This window comes from Micromonospora sp. WMMD967 (assembly GCF_029626165.1).
GTDB classification, from domain to species: Bacteria; Actinomycetota; Actinomycetes; order Mycobacteriales; family Micromonosporaceae; genus Micromonospora; species Micromonospora taraxaci.
The window spans coordinates 4,098,272-4,113,118 of sequence record NZ_JARUBK010000001.1; the positions used below are offsets into that span (position 1 = coordinate 4,098,272).

Sequence of the window (14,847 nt, forward strand, 5' to 3'; positions counted from 1 at the left end):
GCCGTCGCGAGGGCCGGCGGGGTGGTCCACCCGGTGGTCAGCCCAACGTGAAGGTCACGTCGTCGACGTCGAAGGTCGTGACGCCGTTGCCGGCCGTCTCGCTGGCGAGGAAGCTGACCGTCGCGGTGCGCTCGGTGGTCGCCGTGCCGCTCGACATGCTGTACTGCCGCCACTGCGCCCCGCCGTCGAACGCCAGCGAGAACCTCGTCTTCGGGGGTATCCCGGTGACGGCCAGTCCGACGTTCAGGTAGTCGCCGCGGGTCGTCTCCGTGGTGGTGGTGCGTACCCAGAAGCGGACGGTCAGGTCGCAGTCGGCGGGCACCGTGACGGTGGTGCGCAGCAGGTCGCTACGCGTCACGTCCAGCCCGGCGAAGGTGGCGTACGCGCGGCCGGTGTGCGCGGGTCGGGCAGCGTCGCCGAGCACGACGATGCGAGGGCCGGCGGTCCAGTCGGTGGTGCCGCGTTCGAACCCGGGGTTGATGTGGATCTGCCCGGCGCAGGGTGCGTCGGCCGCCGGCCGGCCGTGCGACGCGCTGCCCGTGGCCAGGAGTAGCAGGGCCGCGGCCGAGACGATGGTGACCAGAGCCTTCATGAGTCCTCCCCGTGTCAACACATTCGGGACTGTCGATGCCTGATCGACCATGAGCGATGGATGTCGGCGCGTCAAGTCCTTCCCGGCCCGTAGGTCGCGGACAGCGCGAATCGGGCCCGTCCACTCCGTGTGGACGGGCCCGCGCGGCGTGGACGGTCAGTGCCTGCGGCGGCCGTAGGTGCGGTCGAGGATCGCGACACCGGCCACGGCGAAGGCGAGCTGCAGGCCCAGCTCGATCCAGTCGATCCCTGCGGTGTCGTCGACGCCGAGGGCCCCGGCGACCAGCGTGCCGACGATCGCGGCGACGACGCCGACGGCGAGGGTCACCAGGAACGACAGGTTCTGCTTGCCCGGCAGGATCAGTCGTCCCAGCACACCGATGATCAGGCCGATGATGATCGCGCTGAAGAAGCCAGCGATTTCCATTGTTATGTCCTCCCACCGAAATCTCGTCGGACTGATCACTGCCCCAGCCTGCGCGCGGGCAAACCCCACCGGGCGGCTGCCTCTGCCGGGTCGTCGCCGGCACGTGACACCAGACAGAGGCGCGTGTCGATGTTGCGGGGCGGTTGCGGGTGTGCTGGAATTGCTCGGCCGCAGCGCGGGGGCAACCGCGCTGGGAACGGTCAGCACGGGAGCGCAGTGCCGGCACCCCGCCTCTTCGACGGGCGCACGCCGCACCGCCGGGCCATCTCCACGACGACGGGCAGTTGCCCGACGTGCGCCTCCCGCCACGATCTCTGACACCGAACGTCGGATGCGCCAGGTCGGCGCACCCGGCCGGCGACGAGGCGGGCGGCGATCGCCATGTCGGGAAAGCCGTTCCCGCCCCTGCCCGCCGAGGTGGGGGCCCGATGTCATGAAGGATGACCATGCGTCGTTACCTCGCGGTGTTCACCGCCGCCCTGATCCTCGGCACGACCGCCGGTAGTGTCCCGGCGGGTGCGTCGGGTGCCTCCCAGCGCTCGTGCGCCACCCGTGGCCTGTTGTTCTGTGAAGACTTCGAGCGGCTCCCGCCGGGCGGTGCCAGCACGTTGGACTGGGGCGTCGACACCCGCAACGGCACGCTCACCGTGGAGCATGGCCGGCGCGGCAACCAGGTCCTGCACGTCCGTACCGTCGACAACGGGCGCGCCTTCCTGCGCGTCGACGACTTCGCCGCACCCGGTAACCGCTTCTACGGGCGGATGCGGCTGCGCGTCGACGCCTTCCCCACCGCCCCGGACTGGGCGCACTTCACGCTGGTGGAGGCGACCGGCACGGGTAGCTCGGAGGTCGTCCGTCCGGTCGGCGGCCAGTACGCGCCCACGGTCCCCGGGATTTTCTGGGGTGTGGGTGCCGACGGCGGCCCGACCGGGGACTGGACCAACTGGCGTGAGTCCGCCCCGGTCACCGAGGACACCTGGCAGTGCTTCGAGTGGAAACTTGACCCGACGGACAACCGCGTCGCGGTGTGGATCGACGGCGTGGCGAACCCGGAACTGACCGCCTCCACGACCGAGCACGGGGGCAACGACGTGCCCTTCGTCTTGCCGACGGTGAACACCGTGAAGATCGGCTGGCAGCTCTACCAGGGTGGGACCACGCCGGGCCAGTTCGACCTGTGGATCGACGACATCGCTCTCTCGACCAAACGGCTCGGCTGCTGACGCCGTCCGTCGCGTCTCACCGCCGGCGACCGCCGGCCGCCGCCCCGGGTGTCGACGACGCCCGGGGCGGCCCGTCTCGGGGGAACGGGTTCCGACGCACGGCAACCGGCACATCGACTACGTCTACTTCTGGAAGCGGCTGCCGGACTATCAGCTCATGTGGATGACCGGCTACGACATCGTCGGCGGCACGAAGTCCGACCACAACGGCGTCGTCGCGACGTTCTCGATCCAGAACTGATTCGCTCACCGTCCCGCCGGCTCCGAGCCCCGCTCCCGCCCGGAGCGGGGCTGCCCGGTTGCGGCATTGGCATTGTGGCGAATGCCGCCCTATGGTGGAGGGATGCCGCCGGTGACTCTCCGCTCGCTTGCCGTCACTGAGGTGGCGGCATTCGGTGCTGCCCGGATGGCGACGGCGGCCCGCCCGATGGCCGACCTGCGGGTGCCGGTCGTCCGCGCGTCGCACATCGCGCCCACACACCGGCTGTTCAGCCCGGCGCGAAGCGGGCGAGACCCTCCCGCGGAATCGTTGCATCCCAGAACGACCGCCAGGGCGAAGCCATCAGAGCTTCGGCCCTTTTTTCTTTTTGCACCCCTCTTCGGAAAGGTAGGCCATGAGCCTCGATCATCGAACTGTCGACCAGAGTTGGCTGGCTGATCTGCGAGCATCTCTGGCGGACGATTTCGCCACACAGACGGCCCGGTTGCGGGAACTGACCGAGCTCAACGCGGACACCGGCGACCCGGGCGAGGCCCACAACCAGGCCGCGCTGCTGGCGGCGGCCCGCCGCAACATCGAGCAGATCACCGGTGCGCTGGGCCGGATCAGCGACGGCACCTACGGCCTCTGCGAGAGGTGCCGCAAGAGCATCCCGGCCGAGCGGCTCGAAGTGCTGCCGCATGCCCGCTTCTGCGTGCCGTGCCAGGAGAAGCAGAACAAGTGACGCGTCGTGTGGCTGCCGGGCCGAGCGCGGCAGCCACACACCCGCGTCCGGGCACTGTCCGCCCCACAATTGGGGCAGCTCTACAGGTGCCGACGGGACGCCTGCGGCCGGCCGAGGTCGGTGAAGACGAACGCCGGGGTTTTCACCCAGTGAAAGCTTCGGTCCCCGCCGCCGACGCCGCACGGGATGATGCGACTCCATCGACGTTCGTCTGCGTGGAGGTCCGGTCGCATGGCATTCGCTCGTAACCAGTGGTACGTGGCGGCCTACGGCAGCGAGGTCGGGCGGGACCTGCTCGCCCGCACGGTGCTCGGCGAGCCGCTGGTGCTGTACCGCACCGGTGCCGGGCAGGCGGTGGCTCTCGCCGACAGGTGCGTGCACCGGCGCTACCCGCTGTCGGAGAGCCGGCTCGACGGCGACACCATCGTCTGCGGTTACCACGGCTTCACCTACGACCCGACCGGCGCGTGTGTCTTCGTACCCGGTCAGCAACGCATCCCGCGCACCGCGCGTGTCGTCTCCTACCCGGTGGTGGAACAGGACTCCTTCGTCTGGGTCTGGATCGGTGACCTGGACCGGGCCGACCCGGCGGCGATTCCCCGCGCGCCGTGGCTGGCGGACCCCCGGTACGCCGTGGTGCGGGGCATGGCCCCGTTGAACGCGCGGTACGGCCTGCTGGTGGACAACCTGTTGGACCTGTCCCACGAGACGTACCTGCACGGTGGCTACATCGGCACACCGGAGGTGGCGAACACCCCGATCACCACCACAGTGGACGAGGACCGGGGTGTCGTCCACGTCAGCCGGCACATGGACGACGCCGCGTGTCCGCCGTTCTACGCCCGCTCGACCGGGATCCAGGGCCGGATCACCCGGTGGCAGGACATCGAGTACCACCCGCCCTGCCTGTACCTCCTGCATAGCCGGATCGCCCCGCAGGGCGTCTACCCGCCGGCCGAGGGCGAGGACAACGAGGCCTTCCACGCCGAGATCGTGTACGCGATCACCCCGTCGACCGAGCACACCACCTACGACTTCTGGGCCGTGGCGCGCGACTTCGCGATCGACGACGAGTCGGTCAGCGAGTACCTGCACGACAGCAACCACACGGTGGTCATGCAGGATGTGCGGGCGCTCGACATCCTGGAGAAGGTGATCGCCGCCGAGCCGGACCGGTACCAGGAACTGAGCATCAACATCGACACCGGCGGTTTGGCCGCCCGGCGGATGTTGGCCCGGCTGGTGGAGTCGGGGACGGTGGGAGCACCGAAATGAGTTCCCACACCGGGGAGCGGCTGTACCGGGTGCACTGGTTGCCGGGCACCGACATCCTGCGGGGGAGCTGTCACTGCGGCGCCGAGCGCCTCGCCGAGGAGCCGATCGAGCTGTGGGAGTGGTTGCTGGGCCACCCGCAGGGCCACCAGGCCGCAGCCGTGCCCGCACCCGACCCCCGGACCCGGTTGGCGATGCCGGCGTGACGGTGGACGAGGTGGCCGGTGTGGAGCTGGTGGTCACGCGCCGGGACCAGGTGGCGACGGAGACCGTCGCGATCAGCCTGGGTCGGCCGGACGGTGCCGACCTGCCGGACTGGGCACCGGGCGCGCACATCGACCTGGAGCTGGGCGCGGGCCTGACCCGCCAGTACTCCCTGTGCGGCGACCCGGCGGACCGGTCGGTCCTGCGGATCGCCGTGCAACGGGAACCGGACGGACGCGGTGGCTCCCGGCTGGCGCACGAGCGGCTCACCGTCGGCGCGACCGTCCGGGTGCGCGGGCCCCGCAACACCTTTCAGCTGGTCGCCGCCCGGAGATACCTCTTCATCGCCGGCGGCATCGGCATCACCCCCATCGCACCGATGGTCGCCGCCGCCGACGCCGCGGGCGCCGACTGGCGGCTGGTGTACGGGGGGCGCAGCCGCGCCACCATGGCCTTCGCCACCACCCTGCGGGAGAGGTACGGCGACCGGGTGAACCTGTGCCCGCAGGACGAGACCGGGCTGCTCGACCTGGCCGGGTTGCTGGGTCGGCCGGACGACAGGCTGGTCTACTGCTGCGGCCCCGAGCCACTGCTGGCGGCGGTCGAGGAGCGGTGCCTCGGCTGGCCGCCCGGTCGGCTGCACGTCGAACGTTTCACAGCGCTCGCCACCACCGGCGCGGAGGAGACGTCGATCGAGGTCGAGCTGGTGCTCTCCGGGCGGACGGTCACCGTGCCGCCGGGCACGCCGATCCTGCAGGCGGTGGAGGAGGCCGGCGTGTCGGTCCTCTCGTCCTGCCGGGAGGGCACCTGCGGCACCTGCGAGACGCCCGTGCTCGACGGGGTGCCGGATCATCGCGACAGCCTGCTCACCGCTCAGGAACGGGCCGCCGGGGACACCATGATGATCTGTGTGTCCCGGGCCCGTACGCCCCGACTCGTGCTGGAGCTGTGACCAGCCGGCGCGGGCGGGGATGATGGCGGGGTGCGCGCACAACCGGGACGGTCGGTGACGAGCAAGGTGCTGGCCCTGCTCGACGCGTTCAGTTCGGCCACCCCGGCGTTGACCCTCAGCGAGCTGGCCCGTCGCTCCGGTCTGCCGGTGCCCACTGTGCACAGACGGGCCGCGGAGCTGGTCGCGTGGGGCGCCCTGGAGCGCGGCGACGACGGGCGGTACCGGATCGGCCTGCGGTTGTGGGAGGTGGGTTCCCTCGCGCCGCGAGGTCTGGGGCTGCGGGAACTTGCCCTGCCGGTCATGGAGGACCTGTACGAGGTGACCCACGAGAACGTCCAACTTGCCGTCCGGCAGGACCTCGAACTCGTCTTCATCGAACGGATCTCCGGGCGGCACGCGGTGCCCGTGCTCACCCGGGTGGGCGGCCGCTTCGCGTTGCACGCCACCGGAGTCGGGTTGGTCCTGCTCGCCCACGCCCCTGTCGAGGTGCAGGAGCAGGTGCTGGCCGCGCCGTTGGAGCGGTACACCGAGATGACCATCACCGATCCGAGGCGGCTGCGTCGCTGCCTCGCCGAGGTGCGCCGCGTCGGGTACGCGGTCAGCGACCGTCAGGTCACCATGGACGCTCTCTCGGTGGCCGCTCCGATCCGCGTACCGGAGGGTGTGGTGGCGGCGATCTCGCTGGTGGTGGCCCACGACCGGGCGGACCCGGTGGCGCTGGCCCCGCTGGTGCGGGCGGCGGGCCGGACGCTCTCCCGGGCGCTGGGAAAGACTGCAAATCGTTGACGCCCGATCAAATTCTGCATTACGTTGCCGGTGCGCGTAGTACCCGGAGGGCCACCATCGACGACAGGGAGCGCTCATGTCACTGGACGGCAAAGTCGCCATCGTCACCGGGGCCGCACGGGGTCTGGGCCTCGCCTACGCGCGGGAGCTGGCGCGGCGCGGCGCGGCGGTCGTGGTCAACGACGTCGACGCCGAGGCCACGGCCGACGCCGTGACGGGAATCCAGGCGTCCGGCGGCCGGGCCGTCGCGGTGGTCGCACCGGTCGGTCCGACCGAGACCGCGAAGGAACTCGTCAGCACGGCGGTCGAACACTTCGGACGGCTGGACATCCTCGTCACCAACGCCGGCGTGCTGCGCGACACCGTGCTGTGGAAGATGAGCGACGACGACTTCGACACCGTCGTCAACGTCCACCTGCGCGGCACGTTCACCACCGTGCGCGAAGCGGTGCAGCACATGCGGCAGGCCGGCGAGGGCGGGCGGATCATCTGCGTCGGGTCACCCACCGGGCAGCGGGGCACCTTCGGCCAGACCAACTACGCGGCGGCCAAGGCGGGCATCGTCGGCATGGTTCGCACCTGGGCGCTGGAGCTCAAGCGGGCCGGTATCACCGCCAACACCGTCGTCCCCGTTGCCGCGACGGCGATGACCGCCACCGTCCCCTACTTCGCGGCGGCGGTACGCGCCGAGGCGAACGGCGAGCCGATGCCCGCGTTCTTCCGACACGACCTGGGATTCGGCACGGCCGACGACGTCGCCGGTCTCGTCGCGTTCCTCGGCTCCGACGCGGCAGCCTCGGTGACCGGCCAGGTGATCGGGGTCGGCGGGGACCGCCTGCAGATCTGGACCCACCCGGAGGCGGCGTTGACAGCGCACCGCGAGGGCGGCTGGACGTACGACGCGCTCGTGGACGCCTGGCCGACGACGTTCGCCGGCGCCGAGCAGAGCGTCGGCGAACGCTTCCCGAAACTCCCCGAGGAGTTCGAGCCCGTGACGTCCTGACCCGCCCGACGAAGGTTGGCCCCATGTACCAGCCCGCGATCGACCTCGACACCGTCACGGCGATCGACATGCACGTGCACATCGAGGTCGACGACCACGGTCACGCCTCACTACCCGAACCTCTCGTGGCGGCGGCGTCGGCGTACTTCCGGACGGACGGCCCACGGCCGGCGGTCGGCGCGGTGGCCCAGTACTACCGCGAGCGGAGCATGGCGGCGGTCGTCTTCACCGTCGACGCGCGTACCCAGCTGAAGCACGAGCCACTGTCGAGCGCCGACATCGCCCGTGCGGCGGCCGAGCACGCCGACGTGCTCATCCCGTTCGGTTCGGTCGACCCGCGTACCGGGGAGGCCGCCCTCGACCTCGCCACCCGGCTGATCGAGGAGGAGGGCGTACGCGGCTTCAAGTTCCACCCCACGGTGCAGGGCTTCGACCCCAGCCACGACGAGTACGCGCCGCTGTGGGGGCTCCTTGAGCGGGCCGGCGTCCCGGCGCTCTTCCACACCGGGCAGACCGGCATCGGCGCGGGCACCCCGGGCGGCTACGGCCTGCGGCTCGGCCTGTCGAATCCGATCCTGCTCGACCCGATCGCCGCCGACTTCCCCGACCTGCAGATCATCATGGCCCACCCGTCGGTGCCCTGGCAGGACGAGGCGTTGTCGGTGGCCACGCACAAGCACAACACCTGGATCGACCTGTCCGGCTGGAGCCCGAAGTACTTCCCGGCCGAGTTGGTGCGCTACGCCAACTCGGTGCTGAAGCGGCGGGTGCTCTTCGGCACCGACTACCCCCTGCTCACCCCCGACCGGTGGCTGCGCGACGTGCAGACGACCGATCTCAAGCCGGACGTGCTCCCGGGCATCCTCAAGGACAACGCGGCCCGACTGCTGGGCCTCGCCCGGTGACGACGAGAGGAAGCGCCATGACGACGACCATCACCTACGAGCGGCTGGGCGACCTCGCCGGCACCGATCTCGGTCACACCGAGTACCGCACTGTCACCCAGGACCAGGTCGACCTGTTCGCGGACGCGACGGACGACCACCAGTGGATCCACGTCGACCCGGAGCGGGCGAGGACCGGCCCGTTCGGCGCACCGATCGCGCACGGCTTCCTCACCCTCTCCCTGGCCGTTCCCTTCTGGACCGAGCTGCTCGAGGTCAAGGGCGTGACCACGAAGGTCAACTACGGCCTCGACAAGGTGCGTTTCCCCGCGCCGGTCGTGGTCGGGGCGCGGGTACGCATGCGGGCCATCGTCGCCGAGGTCGTCGAGGTGCGCGGTGGTTACCAGATCGCTGTCGACCAGACGATCGAGATCGAGGGCGGCACCAAGCCGGCGGTCGTCGCGAGAGGGCTGTACCGCTTCTACGCCTGAACCCGGGGGGCGTCCGTCGGGCCGGGTGAGCACACCACCTCCACCACCGGGAGACTGATGATGCACCAGCACGGAATCGGCGCCTGGTTGGTCAAGCGCCGGCTCAAGTCCCCGCACACCGTCGCCCTCATCCACGGCGACGGCTCGACGATGACGTACGGCCAGTTCGCCGACGCCACCGACCGGACCTCGGCGGTGCTGCGCGCGTGGGGCGTCGGCAGGGGCGACACGGTCGCCTACCTGGGTGAGAACAGCCCCGAGTTCCTTCAGGTGATGTTCGGGGCGGCGCAGGTCGGCGCCGTCTTCGTGCCGGTCAACACCCGGCTCGCCGCACCGGAGATCGCGTACGTGCTCGCGGACTGCGACGCACGGGTGCTGATCCACGACCCGGATTTCGCGGTGCCGGTGGCGGCCGCCACGTCGACCGCCCGGACTCCGCACGTCCTCGTCACCGGCGAGGGCGCGGTGGACCGCCCCGGTCTGGCCCACCTGGCGCGCAGCGCCGCCGCGTTCACCGACCACGCCGACACCACCCACCGGGAGCCGGCGGCGATCGTCTACACCTCGGGCACGACCGGTCGGCCCAAGGGTGCCGTGCTGACCCACGGCAACCTCACCTGGGTGGCGCTCAACTGCGTGGTCGACTACGACGTGGTCTCCACCGACGTCGCGCTCATGATCTCGCCGCTGTTCCACGTCGCCTCGCTCGGAATGGGAGCCCTACCCGTCATCCTCAAGGGCGCCACGATGGTCATCGAGAAGGGCTTCGAGCCGGGCCGCGCGCTCGCGCAGATCGAACGGCACGGGGTCACCATGCTCAGCGGCGTGCCGACCACCTACCAGCTGATGGCCGACCATCCCGCCTGGGCGTCGACCGACCTGTCGACGCTGACGAAACTCACCTGCGGAGGTTCGGCGGTGCCCGCCCGCATCCTCAACGCGTACGAGGCGCGGGGTCTGTCGTTCGCACAGGGGTACGGCATGACCGAGGCGTCGCCGGGTGCGACCGCGCTGCCCGCGACGATGACCCGCGTCAAGCAGGGCAGTGTCGGTCTGCCGCACTTCTTCACCGACGTGCGGATCACCGATCCGACCGGTGCGGTGCTGCCCACCGGCGGTGTCGGCGAGATCGAGGTGGCCGGCCCGAACGTCTTCCCCGGCTACCACGGGCGCCCGGAGGCGACCGCCGAGGCGTTCACGGCCGACGGGTGGTTCCGCTCCGGCGACCTCGGCCACCTGGACGCCGACGGCTACCTCTACATCTCCGGCCGCCTCAAGGACATGATCATTTCGGGGGGCGAGAACATCTACCCGCTCGAACTCGAACAGCTCCTCACCGAGATCGACGGGGTGACCTCGGCGGCGGTCATCGGCGTCCCGGACGAGCGGTGGGGAGAGGTGCCGTGGGCGATAGTGACAGTACGGGAGGGGGCGTCGGTGGACACCGACAGCGTGCGGGCGTGCCTGGACGGCAGGATCGCGCGCTACAAGCTCCCGAAGAACGTCGTCATCGTGGACGAGTTGCCGCGGACGGCGTCGGGGAAGGTGCGGAAGGCTGATCTGCGGACCCGTTTCGGCGTCTAGCCGCAGGCCGGGCCGTGACGAGTGCCGCGAACTCCGCAGCGGACGCCCCGGCCAGTTTCTGGTGCATCCGGCGGTAGGTGTCCACCGATCTCGTGGCGGGCCATTCCGCGTCCATGAACTCGGCCGGCAGCCTCGGGTCGGCGCGCAGCAGCGCGAGCCAGTCCGCCACGAGCATCGTCCGTACGGTCAGGGCGCTGGGCGCCATCGCCGCCGCGGACGGGTCGTCCCACACCTCGATGAAGGCGAGGTGCGCACGCCGGATGGCCTCGATGTCCCACGCGGCGCGGACGCTCGCGCCGATGGGGAAACCGGCGAGTTCGCGGGCGTGGAAGGCGACCACCGTGTTGGGCGCGAGGTCCTGGCGCAGCGGCTCCAGCGACCCGGCGAGGTCGACCTCGCCGGGCGCGAGCCAGAGCCCGTCCCGGATCGGCGCGAAGCCCTCCCAGGTGAGGGTCGAGCGCAGCCGGTGCCGCAGCATCCGCTGCCCCTCCGGGATCGAGAAGGTGACGAGCGTCCACCCGCTGCCCTGGGGGTCGAACGGCCGCGGCCCGCGCACGCGGTCCTTGGCCTCGCGCAGCACCGCTACGCCGTGCTCCGTCAGTGAGAACAGGGTCTCCCGGCCACTCCTGCTGCGGGCCAGGATGCCGCTGTGCACGAGACGGTCGAGGGTCGCCCGGGTGGCCGGCGCGGCGACGTCGGCACCCTCCAGCACGGTGATCAGGACGCTCGCCCGGATCGGCCCCGTGTCGCCGTCGACGACATGCTCGCCGAAGAAGGCGAGCAGCAACTGCTTCGGCTGACGACTACCCACGGCGGTTCCCTTCGGCGCACTCGTTGCTGTGGCCGCCGGTCACCGCGCGGGTCGCGGGGCCACGGCCTGCCCGCGTTTGGCCCGCTGGATCTGGTCGTAGACGTGCGTCCGCAGTTCCGTGAAACGGGGCAGGGCGCGGGTCGTGATCTGATCGCGCTCCGGCGGCAGGTCGATCGCGAGGTCCTCCTGGACCCAGGTCGGCGACGTGGACAATACTAGAACCCGCTGTCCGAGATACACCGACTCGTCGATGTCGTGGGTGACGAAGACGATCGAGATGGTCCGGCTGGCGTGCAGCTCACGCACCAGGTCCTCCAGGTCGGCCCGGGTCTGCGCGTCCACGGCCGCGAACGGTTCGTCCATGATCAGCACGTCCGGCTCGTAGGCGATCGCCCGCGCGATCGCCACGCGCTGCTGCATCCCCCCGGAGAGCTGCCACGGGTGGCTCCGCGCGGCGTGCGCGAGACCCACCGCCTCCAGGGCGTCGACGACCAGCTTGTCCCGGTCCGCGCGGGGGAGCTTCTTGTGCCGCAGCGGAAGCTCGACGTTCCCGCGCACGGTCAGCCAGGGGTAGAGGCTGCGACCGTACTCCTGGAACACGACGGCCATGGCGGGGCTCGGGCCGGTCACCGGCGCGCCGTCCATCTCGACCACTCCGCTGGTGGGTCGCAGCAGGCCGGCGAGACACTTCAGCAGGGTGGTCTTGCCGCAGCCGGACGGCCCGACGATGCAGACGAGCTCACCGGCCCGCATCGTGAAGCTGATGTCCCCGATCGCCTCGACGTCGCCCGTCGCGGACCCGTAGACCTTCCGCAGGTGCTCGACGCGCAGCAGGGCGCTCCGATCAGGCACGGTTGACCTCCCTGATTCCGTGGTACCAGCGCAGGACGCGCCGTTCGACGAGACCGAAAGCTACGGCGAGGAAGACGCCGACGAGACCGAGCAGGAGGATGCCGCTCCACATCTCGGCGATCAGGTAGTTGCGCTGGAAGTAGGCGATCCGGTAACCGAGGCCGGAGGACGAGGCGAACATCTCGGAGATGACCATCAGGATCAGCGCGACCGACAGGGCCTGACGGACACCGGCCATGATCCGTGGGCTCGCGGCCGGGAGCACGAGGAACCAGAGCCGCTCCCACCAGGACACCCGGAACGAACGCGCCGTCTCCGTCATGACGCTGTCCGTGCCCCGGACACCCTCGATCGTGTTCAACAGGATCGGCCAGACCGCCCCGGAGACGATCACGACCACCTTCATGGTGTCCGTGATCCCGAGCAGGAGCATGGCCACCGGAATCAGCACCGGAGGCGGGATGGCGCGGAGGAACTCCAGCAGCGGTTCGAGCAGCTCCCGCAGCCAGTGGGTCAGGCCGATCACGGTGCCGGCGGCGATGCCCAGCACGATCGACGCGGCGACACCGAGGCCGAGGCGGGCGAGGCTCGGCAGCACGTCCTCGACGAACGCCGGGCCGACCCAGGTCTCCCGGAACGCCTCGGCGATCGTCAGCGGGTCGGGGAAGAACTGGCTCGTCGCTCTCGTCGCCACCACACCCCAGAGCACCAGGAGCAGGATCGGCAGCCCCAGCGCGTGGAGGACGCTGCTCGCGATCCGGGTCCCGACGTTGCGGCTGCGCCGTGTGGTGGCGATCCGACCGGTGTACGCGGTCACCGCGCCTCCTCTCCCCGTACCGACTGGTGCCAGGACAGCACCCGACGTTCGACGAACCGGAAGACGAGGTTCACCGTGAGCCCGAGCAGACCGGTGACCACGACCAGCGCGTACAGGCCGGCGGCGTCTCCGGCGGAGCGAGACAGCTCGATCATGCGCCCGAGCCCGGGATTGCCGATCACCATCTCCGCGGTGACGGCGAGGATGAGCGCGACCGCCGCCGCGAGCCGCAGGCCCGTCATGAGGTACGGCAGGGTGGTCGGCAGGACGAGGTGCGACAACTGCTCCCGCCGGGTCAGACCGAAACTGCGGGCGGTGTCCCGGGCCACCGCGTCGACGTCGGCGACGCCGTAGATCACCTGCACGAACACCTGCCAGAACGACGCGTAGATGATGATGACGAGAGCGGCCTGCATCTGGATGCCGAACAGCAGCACGGCGAGCGGGATGAGGGCTACCGACGGGATCGGGCGCAGGAACTCGACGGCCGTGTGGGTCGCGCGCCGCAGGAACGGCACCAACCCGACGACGGTCCCGAGGACGACCGCGGCGAGCGTGGCCACCGTCAGACCGATCGCCCAGGACGTCATGGTGCTGCCCAGCCGCCGCCAGAACGCGAGGTCGACCAGCTGCTCGAACAGCCGGGCCAGCACGTCCGTCACGTAGGGCAGGTACAGCGGATTGACCAGGCCCAGCGTCGGGATCAGCTGCCAGACGACGAGGAACCCGGTCAGGCCGACCGCGCCCAGCACGGCCCTGCGTATCGCGCGCTGGCGTCGGGTGGAGAACACGCGCATGTCACTCCCGTCGTCACGCGGGCGGCGAGGCCCTCCCCGGACCGGGGAGGGCGGGATCGCGCCGGCTACTTCTGCTGGATGAGACGGTCGAAGTTGGGTTGCTTGTCGAGCACCTTGTACTTCTGCGCGAGATCGGCGAGCGTCTGCAGGCTGGACCTGTCGACCTCCCACCCGAAGGCCGGAAGCCGCACCGAGTCGGCCACCGGCGGGGGCAGCTGCAGGTTGTCCTTGATGGCCTGCCGCAGGGGTGCGATGTTGGCGGGGTCGTTGGCCCACTGCAACGTCTTCTTCATCGCCGCCGTGAAGTCCTCGACCAGCTTGGCGTCCTTCTCCGTGCGTTCCTTGGTGGTGATCGTGGTGAGGGTGGTCAGACCGGGCACCACCGCCTGGTAGGGCGCGACGACGTAGGTGTTCCCACGGGCCTTCAACTGCGTGACGAACGGCTCCGGCACCCAGGCGGCGTCGATGTTGCCGGACTCCAGCTGGGCCGGGGCGTCCGGGAAGGCGACCTCGACGAACTTGATCGCCTTGGGATCGCCGCCGTCCTTCTCGACCGCCGCCATGATCGTCACGTCGCCGGCGGCGCCGAGGCTGTTGACCGCGACCCGCTTGCCCGCGAGGTCGGCCGGCCGCTTGATGCCGGACTTCGCCGAGGCCACCACGGCGTTGATGTCGTCGCCGTCGGCGTACGAGGAGGCGTAGTTGCCGATGATGACGACGCCGAGATCGCGCAGGTCGGCGCGGAACGGGCCGAAGGGCTGGCCGATCGCGAAGTCGATGTCGCCGTTCATCAGGGCGGGAATGGCCTGCGCGCCACCCTGGGCGGGCAGCACCTCGACCTGGAGCCCGCGTTCGGCGAAGTGCCCTGCCTTGATGCCGCCCCAGAGCGCGGCGGTCTCGGTGATGGGCAGCGCCGCGACCCGGACCTTGCGCAACTCACCCGAGGTCTGTTCGGACGGCGCGGACGCGTCGGAGTCGGTACATCCGGTGAGGGCGATCGCGGTAGCGGCGATCAGCCCGAGAGCCATGACCTTCTTCATTGACGAGGCCCTTCCTGGGCGGGGGTGGTGGGTGCGTCGGAAGTCGGCGGATGCCTCGGATCTGCAGGTGAACTACCGCTGCGTGGGGGCGCACGCCGCTGTGGTGGCCATGGTCAGTCACCCCGGCATTGAAAGTCAAGAATTTCTGACGCCCGTCATGAATAAGTTG

Annotated in this window: 17 protein-coding genes; 10 read left to right on the top strand and 7 right to left on the bottom strand. The window is 70.5% G+C overall.

Annotation, left to right across the window (positions count from 1 at the left end; translation table 11 throughout):
- Positions 1 to 37 precede the first annotated feature (37 nt).
- Positions 38 to 592 carry a hypothetical protein gene (locus O7631_RS18935; RefSeq protein WP_278145419.1) on the bottom strand — a complete coding sequence of 185 codons (555 nt, stop codon included), beginning with the start codon at positions 590 to 592 and terminating at the stop codon, positions 38 to 40.
- Positions 593 to 748: 156 nt separating this feature from the next.
- On the bottom strand, positions 749 to 1,018 hold the full coding sequence (locus O7631_RS18940) for a GlsB/YeaQ/YmgE family stress response membrane protein (RefSeq protein ID WP_269678253.1): 270 nt from the start codon (positions 1,016 to 1,018) through the stop codon (positions 749 to 751).
- A 446-nt stretch (positions 1,019 to 1,464) separates the two neighbouring features.
- Here O7631_RS18940 and O7631_RS18945 point away from each other — a divergent pair, with 446 nt between their 5' ends.
- The 10 genes from O7631_RS18945 (at position 1,465) to O7631_RS18990 (ending at position 10,361) form a co-directional block, all read left to right on the top strand.
- A complete protein-coding gene (locus O7631_RS18945; protein WP_278145420.1) occupies positions 1,465 to 2,241 on the top strand; it encodes a hypothetical protein in 777 nt (258 codons plus the stop codon).
- Between the two features lie 614 nt (positions 2,242 to 2,855).
- Complete coding sequence (locus O7631_RS18950; protein WP_278145421.1) at positions 2,856 to 3,185, top strand: TraR/DksA C4-type zinc finger protein; 330 nt, start codon at positions 2,856 to 2,858, stop codon at positions 3,183 to 3,185.
- Positions 3,186 to 3,416: 231 nt separating this feature from the next.
- Positions 3,417 to 4,460, top strand: coding sequence for an aromatic ring-hydroxylating dioxygenase subunit alpha (locus tag O7631_RS18955; protein WP_278145422.1), 1,044 nt, complete (start codon positions 3,417 to 3,419; stop codon positions 4,458 to 4,460).
- Positions 4,457 to 4,663, top strand: coding sequence for a hypothetical protein (locus tag O7631_RS18960; RefSeq protein WP_278145423.1), 207 nt, complete (start codon positions 4,457 to 4,459; stop codon positions 4,661 to 4,663). The genes O7631_RS18955 and O7631_RS18960 overlap by 4 nt, the downstream gene beginning before the upstream one ends.
- A complete protein-coding gene (locus O7631_RS18965; RefSeq protein WP_347403513.1) occupies positions 4,660 to 5,613 on the top strand; it encodes a PDR/VanB family oxidoreductase in 954 nt (317 codons plus the stop codon). The genes O7631_RS18960 and O7631_RS18965 overlap by 4 nt, the downstream gene beginning before the upstream one ends.
- A 54-nt stretch (positions 5,614 to 5,667) precedes the next feature.
- On the top strand, positions 5,668 to 6,399 hold the full coding sequence (locus tag O7631_RS18970) for an IclR family transcriptional regulator (RefSeq protein WP_278145424.1): 732 nt from the start codon (positions 5,668 to 5,670) through the stop codon (positions 6,397 to 6,399).
- A gap of 76 nt (positions 6,400 to 6,475) precedes the next feature.
- Complete coding sequence (locus O7631_RS18975) at positions 6,476 to 7,402, top strand: SDR family NAD(P)-dependent oxidoreductase (protein WP_278145425.1); 927 nt, start codon at positions 6,476 to 6,478, stop codon at positions 7,400 to 7,402.
- Positions 7,403 to 7,425: 23 nt separating this feature from the next.
- Complete coding sequence (locus O7631_RS18980; protein WP_278145426.1) at positions 7,426 to 8,307, top strand: amidohydrolase family protein; 882 nt, start codon at positions 7,426 to 7,428, stop codon at positions 8,305 to 8,307.
- Between the two features lie 17 nt (positions 8,308 to 8,324).
- The gene (locus O7631_RS18985) at positions 8,325 to 8,777 is read left to right on the top strand and encodes a MaoC family dehydratase (protein WP_278145427.1); all 453 of its coding nucleotides are present in this window, start codon (positions 8,325 to 8,327) and stop codon (positions 8,775 to 8,777) included.
- Positions 8,778 to 8,837: 60 nt separating this feature from the next.
- Positions 8,838 to 10,361, top strand: a complete 1,524-nt coding sequence (locus O7631_RS18990; protein ID WP_278145428.1) for a long-chain fatty acid--CoA ligase — start codon at positions 8,838 to 8,840, stop codon at positions 10,359 to 10,361.
- On the opposite strand, the gene O7631_RS18995 is transcribed toward O7631_RS18990, so the two are convergent.
- The 5 genes from O7631_RS18995 to O7631_RS19015 form a co-directional block, all read right to left on the bottom strand.
- Positions 10,285 to 11,172, bottom strand: a complete 888-nt coding sequence (locus O7631_RS18995) for a PaaX family transcriptional regulator C-terminal domain-containing protein (protein WP_278145429.1) — start codon at positions 11,170 to 11,172, stop codon at positions 10,285 to 10,287. The genes O7631_RS18990 and O7631_RS18995 overlap by 77 nt on opposite strands.
- Positions 11,173 to 11,211: 39 nt before the next feature.
- Positions 11,212 to 12,024, bottom strand: coding sequence for an ABC transporter ATP-binding protein (locus O7631_RS19000; protein ID WP_278145430.1), 813 nt, complete (start codon positions 12,022 to 12,024; stop codon positions 11,212 to 11,214).
- On the bottom strand, positions 12,017 to 12,841 hold the full coding sequence (locus tag O7631_RS19005; RefSeq protein WP_278145431.1) for an ABC transporter permease: 825 nt from the start codon (positions 12,839 to 12,841) through the stop codon (positions 12,017 to 12,019). The genes O7631_RS19000 and O7631_RS19005 overlap by 8 nt, the downstream gene beginning before the upstream one ends.
- Complete coding sequence (locus tag O7631_RS19010) at positions 12,838 to 13,638, bottom strand: ABC transporter permease (RefSeq protein WP_278145432.1); 801 nt, start codon at positions 13,636 to 13,638, stop codon at positions 12,838 to 12,840. The genes O7631_RS19005 and O7631_RS19010 overlap by 4 nt, the downstream gene beginning before the upstream one ends.
- A gap of 65 nt (positions 13,639 to 13,703) precedes the next feature.
- On the bottom strand, positions 13,704 to 14,678 hold the full coding sequence (locus tag O7631_RS19015; RefSeq protein WP_278145433.1) for an ABC transporter substrate-binding protein: 975 nt from the start codon (positions 14,676 to 14,678) through the stop codon (positions 13,704 to 13,706).
- Positions 14,679 to 14,847: the final 169 nt, after the last annotated feature.

Coding starts and splice junctions, on each gene's coding strand:
- O7631_RS18935 (WP_278145419.1), bottom strand. CDS start 592: ATGAAGGCTCTGGTCACCATCGTCTCGGCCGCGGCCCTGCTACTCCTG.
- O7631_RS18940 (WP_269678253.1), bottom strand. CDS start 1,018: ATGGAAATCGCTGGCTTCTTCAGCGCGATCATCATCGGCCTGATCATC.
- O7631_RS18945 (WP_278145420.1), top strand. CDS start 1,465: ATGCGTCGTTACCTCGCGGTGTTCACCGCCGCCCTGATCCTCGGCACG.
- O7631_RS18950 (WP_278145421.1), top strand. CDS start 2,856: ATGAGCCTCGATCATCGAACTGTCGACCAGAGTTGGCTGGCTGATCTG.
- O7631_RS18955 (WP_278145422.1), top strand. CDS start 3,417: ATGGCATTCGCTCGTAACCAGTGGTACGTGGCGGCCTACGGCAGCGAG.
- O7631_RS18960 (WP_278145423.1), top strand. CDS start 4,457: ATGAGTTCCCACACCGGGGAGCGGCTGTACCGGGTGCACTGGTTGCCG.
- O7631_RS18975 (WP_278145425.1), top strand. CDS start 6,476: ATGTCACTGGACGGCAAAGTCGCCATCGTCACCGGGGCCGCACGGGGT.
- O7631_RS18980 (WP_278145426.1), top strand. CDS start 7,426: ATGTACCAGCCCGCGATCGACCTCGACACCGTCACGGCGATCGACATG.
- O7631_RS18985 (WP_278145427.1), top strand. CDS start 8,325: ATGACGACGACCATCACCTACGAGCGGCTGGGCGACCTCGCCGGCACC.
- O7631_RS18990 (WP_278145428.1), top strand. CDS start 8,838: ATGCACCAGCACGGAATCGGCGCCTGGTTGGTCAAGCGCCGGCTCAAG.
- O7631_RS19010 (WP_278145432.1), bottom strand. CDS start 13,638: ATGCGCGTGTTCTCCACCCGACGCCAGCGCGCGATACGCAGGGCCGTG.
- O7631_RS19015 (WP_278145433.1), bottom strand. CDS start 14,678: ATGAAGAAGGTCATGGCTCTCGGGCTGATCGCCGCTACCGCGATCGCC.